Annotated in this window: 18 protein-coding genes; 13 read left to right on the forward strand and 5 right to left on the reverse strand. The window is 46.6% G+C overall.

All coding sequences use genetic code 11. The features are described from left to right. Positions 1-18: 18 nt before the first annotated feature. The 3 genes from IR173_RS02290 to IR173_RS02300 all read right to left on the reverse strand — a co-directional run bounded on the left by IR173_RS02290 (position 19) and on the right by IR173_RS02300 (position 1,243). The gene (locus IR173_RS02290; RefSeq protein ID WP_237038066.1) at positions 19-471 is read right to left on the reverse strand and encodes an N-acetylmuramoyl-L-alanine amidase; all 453 of its coding nucleotides are present in this window, start codon (positions 469-471) and stop codon (positions 19-21) included. Positions 472-475: 4 nt separating this feature from the next. Then, entirely contained in the window at positions 476-583 is a 108-nt protein-coding gene (locus IR173_RS02295; protein ID WP_237038067.1) for a smalltalk protein, read from the reverse strand. A gap of 237 nt (positions 584-820) precedes the next feature. Then, positions 821-1,243, reverse strand: coding sequence for an HU family DNA-binding protein (locus IR173_RS02300; protein ID WP_237038068.1), 423 nt, complete (start codon positions 1,241-1,243; stop codon positions 821-823). 278 nt (positions 1,244-1,521) lie between these two features. On the opposite strand from IR173_RS02300, the gene IR173_RS02305 reads away from it, so the two are divergent. Then, a complete protein-coding gene (locus IR173_RS02305; protein WP_237038069.1) occupies positions 1,522-1,752 on the forward strand; it encodes a DUF4248 domain-containing protein in 231 nt (76 codons plus the stop codon). A 28-nt stretch (positions 1,753-1,780) separates the two neighbouring features. Here the strand turns inward: IR173_RS02305 and IR173_RS02310 are convergent, their stop codons facing one another. Continuing rightward, positions 1,781-2,215, reverse strand: a complete 435-nt coding sequence (locus tag IR173_RS02310) for a hypothetical protein (RefSeq protein ID WP_237038070.1) — start codon at positions 2,213-2,215, stop codon at positions 1,781-1,783. A gap of 379 nt (positions 2,216-2,594) precedes the next feature. Here IR173_RS02310 and IR173_RS02315 point away from each other — a divergent pair, with 379 nt between their 5' ends. From IR173_RS02315 to IR173_RS02365, 11 genes are all read left to right on the forward strand, one after another. Beyond that, positions 2,595-3,224 carry a helix-turn-helix domain-containing protein gene (locus tag IR173_RS02315; RefSeq protein WP_237038071.1) on the forward strand — a complete coding sequence of 210 codons (630 nt, stop codon included), beginning with the start codon at positions 2,595-2,597 and terminating at the stop codon, positions 3,222-3,224. A 10-nt stretch (positions 3,225-3,234) separates the two neighbouring features. Further along, positions 3,235-4,935, forward strand: coding sequence for a replicative DNA helicase (locus IR173_RS02320; RefSeq protein WP_237038072.1), 1,701 nt, complete (start codon positions 3,235-3,237; stop codon positions 4,933-4,935). Positions 4,936-5,008: 73 nt separating this feature from the next. Then, complete coding sequence (locus IR173_RS02325) at positions 5,009-6,181, forward strand: glycosyltransferase (RefSeq protein WP_237038073.1); 1,173 nt, start codon at positions 5,009-5,011, stop codon at positions 6,179-6,181. Continuing rightward, entirely contained in the window at positions 6,178-7,326 is a 1,149-nt protein-coding gene (locus IR173_RS02330; protein ID WP_237038074.1) for a glycosyltransferase family 4 protein, read from the forward strand. Before IR173_RS02325 ends, IR173_RS02330 begins: the two co-directional genes overlap by 4 nt. Beyond that, positions 7,323-8,468, forward strand: a complete 1,146-nt coding sequence (locus tag IR173_RS02335) for a glycosyltransferase family 4 protein (RefSeq protein ID WP_237038075.1) — start codon at positions 7,323-7,325, stop codon at positions 8,466-8,468. Before IR173_RS02330 ends, IR173_RS02335 begins: the two co-directional genes overlap by 4 nt. Next, positions 8,465-9,616: a glycosyltransferase family 4 protein gene (locus IR173_RS02340; protein WP_237038076.1), complete on the forward strand. Its 1,152-nt coding sequence runs from the start codon at positions 8,465-8,467 to the stop codon at positions 9,614-9,616. Before IR173_RS02335 ends, IR173_RS02340 begins: the two co-directional genes overlap by 4 nt. Further along, positions 9,613-10,749 carry a glycosyltransferase family protein gene (locus tag IR173_RS02345; RefSeq protein WP_237038077.1) on the forward strand — a complete coding sequence of 379 codons (1,137 nt, stop codon included), beginning with the start codon at positions 9,613-9,615 and terminating at the stop codon, positions 10,747-10,749. The genes IR173_RS02340 and IR173_RS02345 overlap by 4 nt, the downstream gene beginning before the upstream one ends. Before the next feature lie 61 nt (positions 10,750-10,810). After that, positions 10,811-11,962: a glycosyltransferase family 4 protein gene (locus IR173_RS02350; protein WP_237038078.1), complete on the forward strand. Its 1,152-nt coding sequence runs from the start codon at positions 10,811-10,813 to the stop codon at positions 11,960-11,962. Positions 11,963-11,968: 6 nt separating this feature from the next. Beyond that, positions 11,969-12,817 (forward strand): glycosyltransferase family 2 protein, encoded by an 849-nt coding sequence (locus IR173_RS02355; RefSeq protein WP_237038079.1) that lies wholly within the window; start codon positions 11,969-11,971, stop codon positions 12,815-12,817. A gap of 7 nt (positions 12,818-12,824) precedes the next feature. Then, the gene (locus tag IR173_RS02360) at positions 12,825-13,946 is read left to right on the forward strand and encodes a glycosyltransferase family 4 protein (RefSeq protein WP_237038080.1); all 1,122 of its coding nucleotides are present in this window, start codon (positions 12,825-12,827) and stop codon (positions 13,944-13,946) included. Continuing rightward, positions 13,943-15,127 (forward strand): glycosyltransferase family 2 protein, encoded by a 1,185-nt coding sequence (locus IR173_RS02365; protein ID WP_237038081.1) that lies wholly within the window; start codon positions 13,943-13,945, stop codon positions 15,125-15,127. Before IR173_RS02360 ends, IR173_RS02365 begins: the two co-directional genes overlap by 4 nt. Here IR173_RS02365 and IR173_RS02370 read toward each other — a convergent pair whose 3' ends face one another. After that, on the reverse strand, positions 15,128-15,481 hold the full coding sequence (locus IR173_RS02370; protein WP_237038082.1) for a response regulator: 354 nt from the start codon (positions 15,479-15,481) through the stop codon (positions 15,128-15,130). Positions 15,482-15,612: 131 nt separating this feature from the next. On the opposite strand from IR173_RS02370, the gene IR173_RS02375 reads away from it, so the two are divergent. Then, positions 15,613-17,463, forward strand: a complete 1,851-nt coding sequence (locus tag IR173_RS02375) for a PAS domain-containing hybrid sensor histidine kinase/response regulator (RefSeq protein WP_237038083.1) — start codon at positions 15,613-15,615, stop codon at positions 17,461-17,463. The last annotated feature ends 1 nt before the right edge of the window (position 17,464 follow it).

Here is a 17,464-nt window from a genome sequence, read left to right on the forward strand (position 1 = left end):
TTTTTATTTACACATACTTTACAAATCCGCATACTCTTCCGCCGCATCAAAGCAGGGGCACTCCTTGGTGCGCTCCCACTTGTCCACACGGCCGTTGCCGTTCACGTCCGGACTCAAATCACGGTGTCCCACAATCCGCGCCCCGGGATAATCAGCCCGCAAGGAACGGAGCAGCGCTACCAGCGTACGTTTTTGCGCAGCTGTGCGGGTATCGGCCGGACGCCCGTTCACGTCCAGTCCGCCCTCATAGCACAGTCCGATGCTGTCACGGTTATGACCGTAGGCATGGGCACCCGGCTCGCTTTCGTCACGCATTTTCTCTATCGAACCGTCCTTGCGGACATAGTAATGATAGCCCCAACTGCTGAAGCCGCATACCCGGTGAAAGCTGTCGATGTCGCGTGCCGTTATGTCTCTGTCCACCCGGGTGGCGGAACAGTGAACGACAATTAAATTTACTTCTCTTTCCATTTTCTCAGCCTCCTATGCATGAAGTGATTCCGATAACACCGGCAACCGAAGTCGCAACTGCAATAATGAGCTTGAGGAGGATTCCCCAAGCTGTTTTGTTCATTTTACTCATTTTGTTTTGTTGTTTAGTTCGTTTCATTTTTAATAAAAATCTGTTTTTCGATACGATTCGATACATTCCGTTTTCCTTTGAAGAAAAGTCTGTTCACAATTCGATACATTCCGTTTTCCTTTGAAGAAAAGTCTGTTCACGATTCGATACATTCCGTTTTCCTTTTAAGAAAAGTCTGTTCCCGATTCGATACGTTTCGTTTTCCTTCTAAGAAAAGTACGTTCCCGATTCGATACGTTACTCCTCTACCACTTTCTTGGACTTCACCGGACGCTTCTCCACCTTCACATAAACGAGGTGCATCAGAGCGCGGCGCGTATTGGCGCTGGGCGTGAACACCACGCGTGCCTGCTTGATGAGAGAAGAATCAAACTTGTCCTCCGAGTCGGCCCCGCGACTGCGCAAGGACAGGCGGGCATAGCCCAAATCACCGATGCGCACAATCTGTCCATTACACAACTGGTCACGCATCACCTCGTCCATGGCATGGAGTACCGCCATAATATCGGTAGAAGTCAGCGTACAGTTTTTCTCAATCACCTTACTCATGTCTTCGAGCGACTGCACCCCCGCGCTCTGTGCACAGGCATAGAATTTGGCACCGGCTTCCGGCTCCACAGGATTCTTTTTGGCCACAACTGAAAATTTCACATTTGCCATAATCTTACTTTTTTATCAGGTTAATAATCCGTTTCTCTCGTCCCCACACGCTGCCTTTACACAGCTTCGGGAGAGGCCCTCCCCCGCTTGGAACACCACAAAGATACGGCAGCGCGGCGACGCCGGGTTTACAAACCGAACGTAAGTGATAAATTAAGATATAAACAATATACAAACGAAAATATAAGATGAGAAAAGGAAATAAATAATCAAAAATTATTGCATAAACCACTAATAATGAGTACCTTTACTTATTACTTAAAAAAATGAAGAAGTATATGAAAGAAATTGAAAAACAAATCGAAATCAAAAGCTACGGAAAGGCGGAAATAGCCCATCTCTACAATCCCACAATGAGTTACGTCAGCGCCCTGCGCACCCTGCGCAAGTGGATAGAACGAAATAAAGTGCTGGAAAAGGCATTGAACCAAAGCGGATACATCCCTTCCCAGCACTCCTTCACCCCCAAACAAGTGGAACTAATCTTCAATTATCTGGGGATGCCCTAAAAAGTTTAAATAAAATTAGAAAATAATTTTATTTGTCTTTTTTTGCTGCTTTCTTCATCACATCAAGCTCGGAAAGCGTGGGAAGCTCACCGTCGGCCAAACGGGACATCAAAGAAGCTACCTGCTTGATACGCTTGGCGTTATTACCCAAAAAGGCAGCAAAAATACGCGCCATCATTTCATTGCGGCAGAGATGGGAAGAGAGCTTGCGGGGAAGCCCCGGCATAATCTCTTCCTCCAGCCCCGGAAACAGCCCGCGGGCGATTCTTACCATCACTTCCAACTTGGGGTGGTGATTGTCTTTCAAGTTGTTTTCCAACGTGTTATAAGACATCTTCATATCCGCTTTCGCCGAAGTGAACTTGTAGGAAATCAAATCGGCATAAGCCCGAAGTACGCTCATAACCGAGCTTTCAATATGATACGCAATTCGCAAAATCTCATCGTCTTGTTTTTTAAGCATGATGTTACATTTTTTTAAATGAATAATAATTAATAAAAATGGGCGCAAAAGTACAAAAATAAAATGATTTTTCAACTTCTTGAAACATTAGTTTTTTCAGTCTTATACTTTTGTCGTCGAAAAAGCCGGGGACAGTACCCCCAAACAATGGAGACACTTTCCGAAAACAATGGAGACATTCTTCCCAAACAATGGTAAGACTTTCCCAAAGCCCTCAAGAGAGTTTTCTTTGTTTCTTTTTTTAATTCTAAATACAATAAGGAAAGGCTGTCCGGGTCACCGTCCGGAAGGGTCACGGAGCCTACCCCTTATGTAATTATAAACCAATGGATTAAGTGTCCGGAAATGTAACGGATGCATGTCCACAAAAACATTTGACATGGAAAAAGATTTATTAGATTCAATTTTGAATTTCAACGAGAACGGTTACATGGCGTTGCCACGCAAGTTGGCTGAACTGATTATCAATCAAATACCGATTCGAAGTGCAGGAACGTTGTATTTCTACATGCTGGTTTACGCCAACTTTGGCGACGGCAAAACCAACCAGGGCGTCAAGCTGATAAGAGGCAGCATTTATCTCACCCCCGGCGACATCATGAAACTGACCGGATGGAGCAGAAGCACGGCGCACGAAAAAATCAAACTGCTGGAAATGAGCGGTCTGATTGAAAGATGCACAGAGATTTCCAAAAACCTCTTCTGGCTGCCCCACTACGAAGAGCATTGCGGAAAAAGCGTGCGTCTGCAGGAGCAGAAAACGAAGCGGGACATCGAGCTGGGAAGTGAGACGGAGAAGAAGTTTCAGGAGTTCTTCAAGTACTACAGCTTCATGCTTGAAGTTCAGCCTGCGGAACAGGAAAAGGCACGCCGCGAATGGCGAAAACTGAGTCTGGAAGAGCGCGAGGAGGCGATTCGAAATGTGCAGTTGTATAAAGACACCATCCGAAAGAAGGAGCATACCAAACTGGCATGCAATTACCTGAAGGACAAGAGTTTCAAGTTCTAGAAGCAAAAAAATGGAAGAAAACAAACAAGATGCGGGAGACCGAAAAGAAAATTCGGACTCCCAAAAGGAGAATTCAGATTCTCAGAAGCAGAATTCAGATTCCCAAATACAGAATTCAGAAAGTCAGAAACAGAATTCAGATTTCCGAAAACAGAATTCAGAAAGTCAGAAGCAGAATTCAGGCAACAAAAGAGACGTAAAAATAGTACAGAAAATCTTTATGGGCAGCACCGGCGTCATGCCCCACGCCGCCCCCGAACTGGAGGTGGCAGTGCTCGGCGCCATCCTGATAGAGGGACAGGCGGCGCGAAGATACATCCCGCTCATCCACCCCGACTACTTTTACGAACCGGCCCACAAACTGATATTCAACGCCTGCCTCGCGCTACAGAAAAAAGACCTGCAGATAGACATCCTCACCGTCGCACAGCAGTTGCGCGAAGAAGGAATGCTGGACACCGTGGGCGGAGCATACCGCATCGCCGAAATCAGCGGCAGGGTGGCAAGCTCGGCACACCTCGAACAACACATCGACATCCTGTCGCAGTTCTACATGCGCCGACGGCTGCGCGAAATCCTGCTGTCGGGCGACAACCGCGCCGCCGACGAAACCATCGACATCGAAGAGACGCTGGTGGAGGTGCTGCGGCAGGTGAACGACCTGAGCAACCACCTGCCCGCCATCAACGAGCTGCGCGAAATGCCCGAAGTGATGGAGCGCGTCATGGAACGGCTGGAGCAACGCATGAACCGCGCGGAGGGCGAACTGCCGGGCATCGACACCGGTTTCGCACCACTGAACGAGATGCTGCAGGGATGGCCCGGCGGCACGCTCAACGTCATCGGCGGACGCCCCAACGAGGGCAAGACCGCCATCCTGATGTACACCCTCCTCACCGCCGTGCGCCAAGGGGTCCCCGTGTGTCTCATCAGTATGGAGTCGTCGGCCGACAAGCTGGTGGAACGCTGGATTCTGAGCCTGACGGACATCAAGCCCGACGACTGGAACAGGGGGCGGCTCACCGATGCCGAACTGACACTGGTGCGCGAAATGAGGAAAACAATGGAACAGATGGATATCCGTTTTTTTGACCGCGGAAACATCACCATGGAGGAAGTGGCGGTGGTGGTGAAAGCACTCCATGCCGAAGGAAAATGCAGACTGCTGGGCGTGGATTACCTCCAACTTTTCGCCACCACACGCACCACCGGCACCCGCGAACAGGACGTAGCCGCCAACAGCCGACTGCTCAAACTGCTGTCCATGCAACTGGACATCCCCGTCATCGCCCTGAGCCAGCTGAACCGCGAGGTGATGAGCAATTTTGACAAAATGCCACACCTCGAAAATATCCGCGAGAGCGGAAGCATCGAACAGGATGCCGACACGGTGAGCTTCATTTTCCACCCCCACAAGGCGGGAATGCGTGTGGTGCCCGACAGCCAGTACCCCGTCACCCCGGACATGATGCTGCTCATCGTGGCGAAAAACCGCAACGGCGCCTGCGGCACGATTTATCTCTCGCACAACCCCAGCATGACCAAATTTGCCGAATACGCCCCTTCCGCGGAGTGGCTCCAAAGGGCTTCTCACAGTGCCTCCGAAGGACCGGCAGCAGAAAACGACTGGCGCACACACGACCGGGCTTTTCAAGCTTTTCTCCGCGCAGAGGAAGAGAAAACGAAAAATAATGGAAAATTACCGTTTTAACGGTAACTTCCATTACGTTTTTATTTGGATGTCTGTCGGGAAAAGCTTATTTTTGTAGAAAATAATATGAAGGATGAAAATAGTATATGTCTATGACGCCATCGCGCGGATTGGAGGCGTAGAAAAGATTTTGACAGACAAAATGAATTATTTTGCCGATGTATGCGCTTATGATGTTTATCTCATTACTGCCGCACAGGGAGAGCATCCCTTCTCATTCCCCATCTCCGCACGGGTGAAGCACGTCGACCTCAACGTCCGCTTCCATCTGCAATATCGGCATAAAGCTCCGTTGCGATGGTGGATGAAGTGGCGGATGGACTGCGACTTTGAAAAGAAAATAAAGAAACAAATCGCACAGATAGACCCCGACATCATCATCGCCACCACCTATTATAAGGCAGACGTGGTGTGCCGGTTGGAGTGCCGTGCAAAAAAAATAGTCGAATCGCATTGCGTAAAGTCGCGCACCGGCATCAATGACGGAATAAAGCGCAGCAAGCCCATCCAGCTTTTACACGAACGGATGCTCCGGAAGAGCTTCCTCACCATCGAGGAGAAGTGTGACGCCATCGTGTCGCTCACCGACGGAGACAGCAAGGAATGGAACACAGACAGCAAGCGGAAATTTGTCATTCCAAATTCCATACCCGACCTTCCGCCCGCTACCAGCCCCCTCACGGTGAAACGCGCCATAAGCGCCGGCCGGCTCACCAAAGAAAAGGCTTTCCACCGGATAATTGCCACATGGCTGAAGGTGTACCGCATACATCCCGGTTGGCGGCTGGACATTTACGGAGAGGGCGAAGAAAAGAAATCTTTATTACACATGATTGAAAGACTGGGACTGGAGGAGGTGGTGAAAATCCATCCTTTCAGCGACGACCTTGAACAAGAATTTCTTGACAGTTCCATGTTTCTGATGTCCTCGTTGTATGAGGGTTTCGGGCTGGTGCTAATCGAGGCGATGTCGTGCGGACTGCCCTGCATCGCACTCAATTGTCCATATGGTCCGGGCGAAATCATACATCACGACGAAGACGGAATACTGTTGCCTTATTTTGAAAGGATGTCGCCCGACGGACACGAACTGTGGGACATGGCGACGGCCATCCACAGACTGATTATAAACCATCCACTGAGAAGACAACTGGGCAAGGAGGCAAAAGAAAATTCCAAACGTTTCCTGGCTGATAAAGTGATGATAAAATGGATTGATTTGTTTAATCGGCTCACGGCACAATGAAAATAATATATATACACGAAAGCATCGCCTATAAGGGAGGACTGGAACGGATATTTGTCGAGAAAATGAATTATCTGGCAGACAAGTTTCAGTATGAGGTATATTTACTTACCACCTCACAGGGAGACGTTCCCTTCAGCTTTCCACTGTCGCCCCAGGTGAGGCACATCGACCTGGGAGTCCGTTTTCATTCGCAGTACCGATACCGGTATTTCAAGCGTCTGCGCGAAGCGAAAAGATTGGACAACCTGTTCAGAGAACGCGCTCAGGCGGTGATAGACGACATCTGTCCCGACTTCATTATCTGCACCACGGCCTGGAAGCCCGGAGTAATCGGGCGGTTGAAAGGAAAAGCGAAAAAGATAATGGAATCGCATTGCGCCAAGGAGTATATGGCAATACCCGACAATTTCAGCCGGGGCTGCATCCGCGATTGGTTCGACCGCTATGAGGCATACAAAAAGTGTCGTGCCGTGCAGAAATATTGTGACGTGCTGGTGACGCTGACCGTAAGCGATGCCCGGTCGTGGGCAAAGGGATTCAGGCGGCCGATACGTGTCCTCCCCAATTTCACATGGTTCGTTTCTCTGGAAGGTTATCTCGATTACAACGCCACGCGCGCCATCGCCGTGGGACGGCTCACGTATCAAAAAGGATTTGACCAGCTGATTAAAGCGTGGGCGGAAGTACACAAGGTATATCCCGAGTGGAAGCTGGACATCTTTGGCGAAGGGGTGCTGAAGGATGAGCTGAACGCGCAAATAAAAACTTACGGACTGGAGGGAACGGTGACAATCCGTCCCTTTACGGACTACATAGTGGAAGAGTATTACAAGAGTGCCTTCTTTGTGCTCAGTTCCAATTACGAAGGCTTCGGACTGGTGCTCATCGAGGCAATGGCATGCGGGCTGCCCTGTGTGGCATACGACTGTCCGCACGGACCCGCCGACATCATCTACAACGAAGAAGACGGCATTCTGGTGGAGAAAGGTAATTTAAAAGACTTTACAGATAGCTTGCTAAAGATGATTCTGCGCGATGAAGACAGAAAGCGGATGGGGCACAATGCCAAAATCGACATGGAGCGTTATTCGCCGGAGAACATCATGGCAAAATGGGATACATTGTTCAAAAAAATGATATGAGAATTATATATGTATATGACACGATAGCCGTTGTGGGCGGGATAGAACGGATATTCGTCGACAAAATGAATTACTTGGCCGACCGCCTGCACCATGAGGTGTATCTGGTCACTTCGTCGCAGGGAGACCATCCGGTCAGCTTCCCTCTGTCGCCCAATGTGCATCATGTCGACCTCGACATACGCCATCATGTGTGCTACCGGTATATGTTGCCCCGACGCGTATGGATGAGGTTCAGACTGCAGCGGTTGGGCAAAAGGCGTCTGAAAGAGATAATAAGAAAAATAGACCCTGACATTATCATTTGCACTACAACTTATATGGCGGGCGAGATATGCCGGCTGAAGTGCCGCGCCAAGAAGGTCATCGAGTCACACGGCGCGAGGGAGTTTATCCATCTGACGGATGATTTCAGGCTGGGATTCTTTAAAGATTTGAGAAATAAATGGAACACCCGCAGACGTTTCCGGCTGATAGAAAAGTACAGCGATGTGGTGGTGACGCTCACGCAGGCGGATGCGAAAGCATGGAGCAAGGCACCGCACGTGTGTGTCATTCCCAATTTCACGAAATTCATCCCTCCCCAAAGCAGTCCGTGTGAGGCACACCGCGTGATAGCGGTCGGGCGGCTCACGTATCAGAAAGGATTTGACAGACTGATTGATGCCTGGAGCATCGTCAACAAGCAGCATCCTTCCTGGCGGCTGGACATCTTCGGCGAAGGTATCCGCCGGGAGGCATTGAACGGACAAATCCGCCGCAACGGTTTGGCAAAGTCGGTCACCATCCATCCTTTCACGAAGAATATAGCACAAGAATATCTTAACAGTTCCATCTTCGCCCTGAGTTCCAATTACGAAGGCTTCGTCTTGGTGTTGCTGGAGGCTATGGGTTGCGGACTGCCGTGTGTCGCCTTCGACTGTCCCAACGGACCGGCAGAGACTATCCGTGACGGAGAGGATGGTTTCTTGGTGGAAAACGGTGATATTAAGGCATTTGCCGAAGCATTGTGTTACTTCATAGAGTATAAGGAAGAACGAAAAGCATTCGGCCGTCAGGCACGGGAAAACATTGAGCGCTACTCACCGGAGGCTATCATGCCGATGTGGGAAAAGCTTTTCAACGAACTGAAGGAGAAATGAAAATTGTATATCTATATACGGCCTTGACCACCGTGGGCGGTGCCGACAGAATCATCATTCAGAAGGCAAACTATCTGGCCGACGTGATGGGGCATGAGGTATATATAGTCACTGATTCACAGGCAGGAAGGGCGGTCGTCTTTCCGCTCTCGTCCAAGGTGAGGCATATTGACTTGGGCATCAACTTCGACCGACAATACCGTCATGGTTTGCTGCTCAGAAGTCTTTACTACTTCACACTCATGTTTGTTTACAGAAGAAAACTCGGCAGACTGCTGGAACGCCTGAAAGCGGACATCGTTATCAGCACGCTGGGACGTGACCTCGACTTCCTCACCCAACTAAAAGACGGAAGCAGGAAGGTGGGAGAAGCTCACACCACCCGGATGAACCTGCGCAAGACACAAGACTTGCTGGAAGGCGGATTCGTACATCGGATGGCAGGGAAATGGCTAAGAAGAAAGATAGATGCTACGGTAAAGCAATTGGACACCTTCGTTGTGCTCAACGAACACGAGAAAAAAGAATGGGCAGCCGTCAGACCCACCGTCATCATTCCTAATTCATTGCCCTTCTACCCCACCGTTCCAAGTACATTGTCAGCCCCCAGAGCCATCTGTGTGGGCAGGCTGGAATGGGAAAAAGGAATAGACAGGCTGATTGAGGTCTGGCGGTCGGTGCACGACACACACCCCGACTGGGTGTTGGACATTTACGGACAAGGAATGCTTCAGCACGAACTACAACAAAAAATTCTAGCCGAAAATGCAGAAACTTATATACACCTAAAAGGAAGCAGTCCCGATATTATGTATGAATATCTCAACTGTTCCCTATTGGTGTTGACATCCAGGTATGAGGGATTCCCCATGGCACTGCTCGAAGCGATGGCCTGCGGAGTGCCCTGCGTAACATACGATTGCCCTTTCGGACCGCGAAGCATGATTGAGAATATGAACAACGGCATTCTTGTAAAGGAAGGGGATAAAAAGGAGATGGTAAATCAGATAAATCACCTGATTGAAAATAAAGAAAGCAGAATGAGAATGGGAACTGCCGCACGAACGTATGTGTTACCGTATTCGCAAAAGAACATAATGGACAAATGGGATGTCCTTTTTAAGAACTGCCTAAGGATTGAATCATGAGAATCATTTTTTTATTATATCACGGTTTCTCCGAGAGCAGCGGCATAAGTAAGAAGATTCTATGTCAGATAAAGGCGTTGCGCGAGCTGGGTCACACGGTGGACGTCTGCACGTATGGCATAAATAAAAACAGACACCGGGTGCGTATGATGAACGAAGAGGTCATAGAAGATTATGGTATGGGGAAGTGGGCGGCGGTCAGGAAAAGGATTTCATACGGCAGCATTTACCGCTATGCCGTCAGTCAGGGGGTTGACATGATTTATGTACGTTCGTTTCACAATGCAAACCCGTTTACGGTTCGCCTGTTCCACCGGTTGCAGAAAGCCGGAATAAAGATTGCAATGGAAATCCCCACTTATCCATACGATTCGGAGTACAAAGGTTTTCCATTCATTACCCGGTGCGGACTGCAAATAGACAGGCTGTTCCGCAGGGCGTTGGCAAAGCGGGTCAATGCCATTGTCACGTTTTCAGACGAAGCAAGGATATTCGGCCAACGCACCATCAGGATATCCAACGGAGTGGATTTCGACGCTGTCCCGCTCAGAAAGACGAGCGGTCTTGATTCGTCCTCTGCCATCCATCTGATAGGGGTTGCGGAGGTTCACTACTGGCACGGATACGACCGACTGATACACGGACTGGGAGAATATTACCGGCAACCTCACGACAGGGAAATTTACTTCCATATCGTAGGCGGAGTATGGAAATCAGAAATGTATGATTCGCAACATGCTCCGGGTTTCCACGAACTCATCACCCGCTATCACATCAGGAAGCAAGTCATTTTTCACGGACAGATGATGGGAAAAGAACTGGATGAACTGTTCGACCGGGCAGACTTTGCCATCGGCAGCCTGGCACGCCACCGCAGCCACATCGACAAAATAAAAACACTCAAAAACAGGGAGTATGCAGCTCGCGGCATACCGTTCATTTATTCGGAAACGGATGAGGATTTTGACCGTATGCCCTACATTCTCAAAGCACCTGCCGACGAAAGCGCCATCGATATCAATGAGATTGTCCGGTTTTATTCGGCACTCGATATTCCGCCGGAACAAATAAGAAACTCCATCGGCCGGCTGTCTTGGAAAAATCAAATGAAAAAGGTGATAAAAGAGTTATAAATATTTTAATATCAAAGATAAAAGACTTACATTTGTCAAACAACATACAAGAAGGGGCAGGATGGATAGAAAACCGGTAATCGTTTATTGCACACCGTCTCTTTATATTCCCGGAGGAGTAGAAAGAGTTTTAACAACAAAGGCTAATTATCTGGCAGATGTGGCGGGATATACAGTCTACATCATTTTGACAGACGGCCAAAATAAACCGCCTTATTATCCGTTGTCTTCTCGCATACGGCTCATCCGGCTGGACATTGACTTTGAAGAGCTGTGGGGCTTGCCTCTGTACAAAAAAATAATCGTATACCTCCAAAAGCAACGCATATATAAACGTAAGCTGAGAGAGACCTTGTTCAGCATTAAGCCCGACATTACAGTCTCTTTGATGCGAAGGGAAATAAATTTCATTACTTCCATAAAGGATGGCAGCAAGAAGGTGGGCGAACTGCATGTCAATAAAAAGCATTATCGCAACTTCAAAACAGAGACCAACAGCCTCTTCAAAAGAATACTCTCTACGCTTTGGAGTAAACAATTAATTCATAAATTACAAAAACTCGACCAATTCATTGTTCTTACACAAAAAGATAAAGAGAATTGGAAAAAAGTGAAAAGAATCAGTGTCATCCCCAATCCTTTACCCTTTTATCCGGAATCCTTTTCACAATGTACACAGAAAAATGTTATTGCAGTTGGTCGGTTCTCTCATGAAAAAGGGTTTGACCTGTTGGCACAAGCCTGGGAAATCGTCTGCCGGAAACACAAAGACTGGCAGCTACAATTATACGGAGAAGGAAACAAGACTTCCTTACACGAACTGATATCACAACTAAATATTACCGACAGCTTTCAAATAAACGGAGCAACTCCCGATATCATTGACAAATATCGAGAAAGCTCTATTTTTGTATTAAGTTCCAGATATGAAGGCTTTGGCATGGTAGTGGCAGAAGCGATGGCGTGTGGTGTTCCCCCTGTTTCTTTCGCTTGTCCGTGCGGGCCCGGAGATATTATCCGGGATGGCGAAGACGGCATCTTGGTGGAAAACGGAAATGTGGAGCAATTAGCCGAAAAAATATGCTATCTGATTGAGAACGAAGACATAAGGAAAGAAATGGGACGCAAAGCATGCATCAATGTAAGAAGATTTGAAGTGGAACAGATTATGTCTCAGTGGATAAAACTATTTGAAGAATTATTAAAATTGTAGAGAATTATGAAATGGTACACCGATTACTTATCCACGTATGAAAAGCCATACAGTGAGCTGCCCCCCCGACTCACCGACAGGGTCAAAAAAAGAATTAAACAATTACAAGCCGGGAATCCTTTGGTTTCGGTAGTGGTCATCGCTCATAATGAAGAAAGCAGAATTTTCCCTTGCCTATGGTCGATAAGCGAAAACCAATGTCTCTTCTGCATAGAAATCATAGTTGTCAACAATCATTCTACAGATAATACGGAAAATATTTTAAAGGAACTGGGGGTGAGGTATTATAATGAGGAAAAGAAGGGGCCGGGATTTGCCCGCCAATGCGGACTGAATTATGCTAAAGGAAAGTATTGTCTTTGCATGGATTCGGACACGATATATCCGCCTTTCTATATCGCAACCATGACAGACGCATTGAGACAAGATGGAGTCGTGGCGGCGTATGCCCTTTGGAGCTTCCTCCCTAATAAGGATTATTCACCGATGGGGCTTTTTCTATATGAAGCGATGCGTGACATTTATTTTAACATTCAGCATATACAAAGACCTGAACTCAATGTGCGCGGAATGGTCTTTGGATTTCGGACAAACACGGCACGCCAAGTAGGTTTCAGGACCGACATCATCCGCGGCGAGGATGGGTCGCTGGCATTGGAACTGAAAGAATACGGACGTATAAAATTTGTCAGAAACCGTAAGGCGCGGGCTATCACCGGCTATGGCACTATCTCTGCCGACGGCTCGCTGTTCAACAGTTTTCGGAAGAGGGCGGCCAAAGGATTCAAAAATCTTACTTCTTTATTTCACAGCAAAGAAAAATATGAAGACGAGGATTCAAACTTGATAAAATAATCAGTACATGAAAATAGCAATAGAGGCTCAAAGAATATTTAGAAAAGAAAAGCACGGCATGGACTATGTAGCCCTTGAAACCATAAGGGAGATACAGAAAATGGACTGCCAAAATGAATACTTCATCTTGGTGGGTGCGGGAGAGGACAGGTGTCTGCAGGAATCGGATAATATGCATATTGTACAGATAGATTACCCCTCCTACCCTTTGTGGGAGCAAATAGGATTGCCGTCGGCCCTGAAAAAGATAGAGCCCGACTTGCTGCACTGCACCGGCAACACGGCTCCGTTGTGGTGTCACACTCCGCTGATACTGACCTTGCATGACATTATTTTTCTTGAGCCCAAGCAAGGCAGAAACCAATCTTTATATCAGAATTTAGGACGCTGTTACAGAAGGTTTATAGTCCCCCGAATATTGAACAAATGTAGAAAGATTATTACTGTATCCAATTTTGAGAGGGAGCATATCTGTCAATTTCTGCAATTGGGGACAGAGCGGGTGACCACCGTGTACAATGGTTATTCTTCACATTTCAAGCCCATGACGGAGTATCTACCCATAACACGGAAATACATCGGAACGGAGCATTATTTCTTCTTCCTAGGCAATACCGACCCTAAAAAGAATACGGCAAGAACATTACAAGCCTATTGCCACTATCTGAATGCTTCGTCTCATCCTCTCCCGCTTCTCATCGCCGACTTGAAAGAAGAGACTATTAATAATTACTTACGTGAATATGGTTTGACGGATATCAAATCCATGCTTTATTACCCAGGCTATATCCCCAACAAGGATTTGCCTGCCTTGTATAGCGGGGCTACCGCATTCATTTACACTTCGTTGCGCGAGAGTTTCGGCATCCCTATCTTGGAAGCGATGGCGTGTGGCACGCCTGTCATTACTTCACAAACCTCTGCCATGCCCGAAATAGCTGGAAAGGATGCTATCTTGGTAAATCCTTACAAGCCTGAAGAGATTGCCGGGACTATGCTTCGGCTGGAGGAAGACTCCGAATACCGTCAGTCACAGTCAGCATACGGACTGGGAAGGGTACAGCAATTTTCATGGAAAGAAACTGCGCTCAAGACATTAGAATTATACAATGAAATAATACGACAATGAATACAATTGAAATCATATTCTTTATCCTTCTGTCCCTCGTTTTCTATACCTATCTCGGATACGGAATCATACTGTGGGCACTGGTCGGAATCAAGCGGATTTTTGTAAAAGAAAAGAGTGAGCCTATCCCCGAAGAGCTCCCTGAAGTCACTCTCTTCATCACAGCCTACAATGAAGAACAGGTGGTGGACGAGAAGATGCAGAACTGCCGCGAACTGGATTATCCGAAAGAGAAATTCAAAATAGTATGGGTGACGGACGGAAGTTGCGATGCCACCAACGAAAAGCTGAAGGCATATCCCGATGCAACTGTGTACTATTCTGCCGAGCGCAAAGGGAAAACCGCAGCCATGAATCGCGGAATAAAATTTGTCACCACTCCGATTGTTATTTTCACGGATGCCAATACGTTCATCCATCCACAAGCTGTCCGCGAAATGGTACGTTGCTTCAATAATCCGAAGGTGGGGTGTGTGGCAGGCGAGAAACGCATCCACATGCACACCAAGGACGGAGCAGCGACGGGAGGTGAAGGAATGTACTGGAAATATGAATCTTTTTTAAAGAAACTGGACGCACAACTCTATTCTGCCGTAGGCGCCGCAGGAGAATTGTTCGCTATTCGTACTGCTTTGTACGAACAGATGCCCAATGATACGCTGTTGGACGACTTTGTCCTTTCCTTAAGAATAGCCATGAAAAAATATATTATCGCATATTGCGACAAAGCATACGCCATGGAAAACGGTTCGGCAAGTATGAAAGAGGAAGAAAAGAGAAAGGTACGCATCGCAGCAGGAGGACTCCAGGCCATTTATCGGCTACGAGGCCTGCTCAATCCATTCCGATATGGAATACTCAGCTTTCAATACGTGTCCCATCGTGTGCTGAGGTGGTCTGTCACACCGATAGCCCTGTTCTCGCTCGTACCGCTAAATGTGCTGCTGATTGTCGGCAACAAGCATCCCCACCTCTATATCATACTCTTGGCACTGCAATTATTGTTTTATGCAGGCGGAGGGTATGGATATTATTTATCCACAAAATCAGTAAAAAACAAACTGCTCTATGTCCCTTACTACTTCTTGTTCATGAATATAAATGTCATTAAAGGCTTCTCCTATCTCAAAAGGAAAAGCAAAAATGACGGCACTTGGGAAAAAGCACGCAGAGCCGTATGATTATCCCAAATATGAATGTATCATTTCACGCAGCTTGTTTGCCATGACGGGCTTTGCCATATAATTATTACAACCGGCAAGGTATGCCTTTTCACGGTCGCTGTCGTATGCATTGGCAGTAAGAGCTACAATAACGATATCCTTATTGAATGTGCGGATGTTTTTAGTAGCCTCCAAACCATCCATTACAGGCATTTTTATATCCATAAGTATCAGGTCAGGTTGGTCTACACGGCATATTTCAACTGCCTCTTCCCCATTATAAGCACGGAGTATTTCATAATCCCTCCGCAAGATGATAGACAGTAAAAGGAAATTACTTTCTGTATCTTCTGCAACTAATATTTTTTTCATCTCTCTATTTTGCTTGTTTCTCCGTGCAAAATTACGATATAAAATGATATAAGCAATATTTTTTTCGTATATTTGCTGAGATTAATAAAAACACTACGTCTTAATATTAAGTTAAGTACCGTAAGATTGATATGAAGGCTTCTAACAAAATATTGCATGAAAAGCAGTATGCCGAAAGAATCTTAGAGATTACCGGCGATACAATGTTCTTTGTATACAAGGATGGAACCTGTCTTGACTTTAAGCCTAACCGACCGGATTTCTATATCAAGGAGGAGGAAGTGATAGGCAAGAACATTTTCTCATACTTCCCTTTGGAGACGGCCCGCGAAATGCACAAGGAATTTAAAAAGGTCATCGACGGGAAGGTATCGTCCTCTGCACAAAACTATAAGCTCATTTTGGGCGAAGAGGTGAAATACTACAAATGTATTATTTCGAAATTCAATGAAGACCATCTGATATTCCAATATCGTGACATCACGGGGCGCAGCGTCGTGAGGCTGAACTTGGAAAAGAAGATAAAGGACTTGCGTGAGGTGGAAAAGGCGGCTCATATCGGGCTGTGGACTTTCGACTCACTCACCCGGATTTTCACTTATTCGGGATACACTCAGGTGTTTTCTGACAATGAAGAAGAAAAGACAATTACTCTGGACGAATATATCGCCTACATCCATCCCGAAGATAAGACAAGAGTAGAAAATTGGGTAGAGAATTATTTACATGGCAAAGAAAGCAGCGACACCATTTCGTATAAACTGCTGATGAATGGCAAAACAGTGGATATGCGACTGAAAATCTATAACCGGGAAGTGTATACCAACCGCATCTTGCTGGAAGGATATATACAAAACACCTCAGAGATAGTGTGGAAAGCCGAACGGTCCAATCAACTGAAATCTGCGTTTCTTGCCAATATGAGCCATGAAATACGCACTCCGCTCAATGCTATTCTAGGCTTTTCGCGCATTATTGCCGAGACTGACAACTCCGAAGAAAGATTACAATATTATGATATTGTGGAGAAAAACAATATGCGCCTGCAAGAGCTGATTAACGAAATTCTGGATTTATCGAAGATAGAATCCGGAATGATGGAGTTCAACTATGCGCCTGTCAATCTCTATACATTGTGTGATGATGTAAAGAACACTTATCGTTTCCGTTGTCAGAGCGGAGTAGAGCTGATTTTCGAGAAATCAGACCGTTCTCTTTACATATCTACCGACAGAAACCGACTTTTCCAGATATTCTCCAACTTGATAGGCAATGCCACTAAATTTACTCAGAAAGGGTATATCAGTTTCGGATATAAAAAGGTGGACGACCAGATTCTTTTTCATGTGACCGACACCGGTACCGGTATCCCGGCCGAAAAGCTCCCCAAGATATTCGACCGCTTTATAATGGCCAATGAGAGTATAGCCGGCACAGGACTGGGGCTGTCCATCAGTAAAATAATTGCCGAGAAACTAGGAGGAAAAATTTGGGTAAACTCCGAACCGGGAAAAGGAACCACATTTACATTCACCATCCCCTATATATCTGTCAATGGCGAAGTAAAACGAGAGAAGCATACTTTTACCCGACACACAGACAACAAAGAATCTATACAGAAAGAAATTGTTATACTAGTAGCGGAAGACAATCAAAGTAATTATGACTTAATAGAAGCCATGATTGGCAAGACCTATAAACTGGTACATGCCCTTGACGGTATGGAGGCCATCCAATACTACGAGAAATATAGTCCCGACCTGATTCTTATGGACATAAAAATGCCCAATCTCGACGGTCTGGACGCCACACGAATCATCAGAGAAGTATCTCCCGAGATACCCGTCATTGCCGTCAGCGCCTACGCTTACGAAAAAGATAAGGCTGCTGCAATAGAAAGTGGATGCAATGAGTTTTTGATTAAACCCATATCTCCCGATTTACTAAAAGATACCATCAACAAATATTTAAAAAACACATAAA

Source organism: Phocaeicola faecalis (assembly GCF_021730445.1).
Taxonomy (GTDB): Bacteria; Bacteroidota; Bacteroidia; order Bacteroidales; family Bacteroidaceae; genus Phocaeicola; species Phocaeicola faecalis.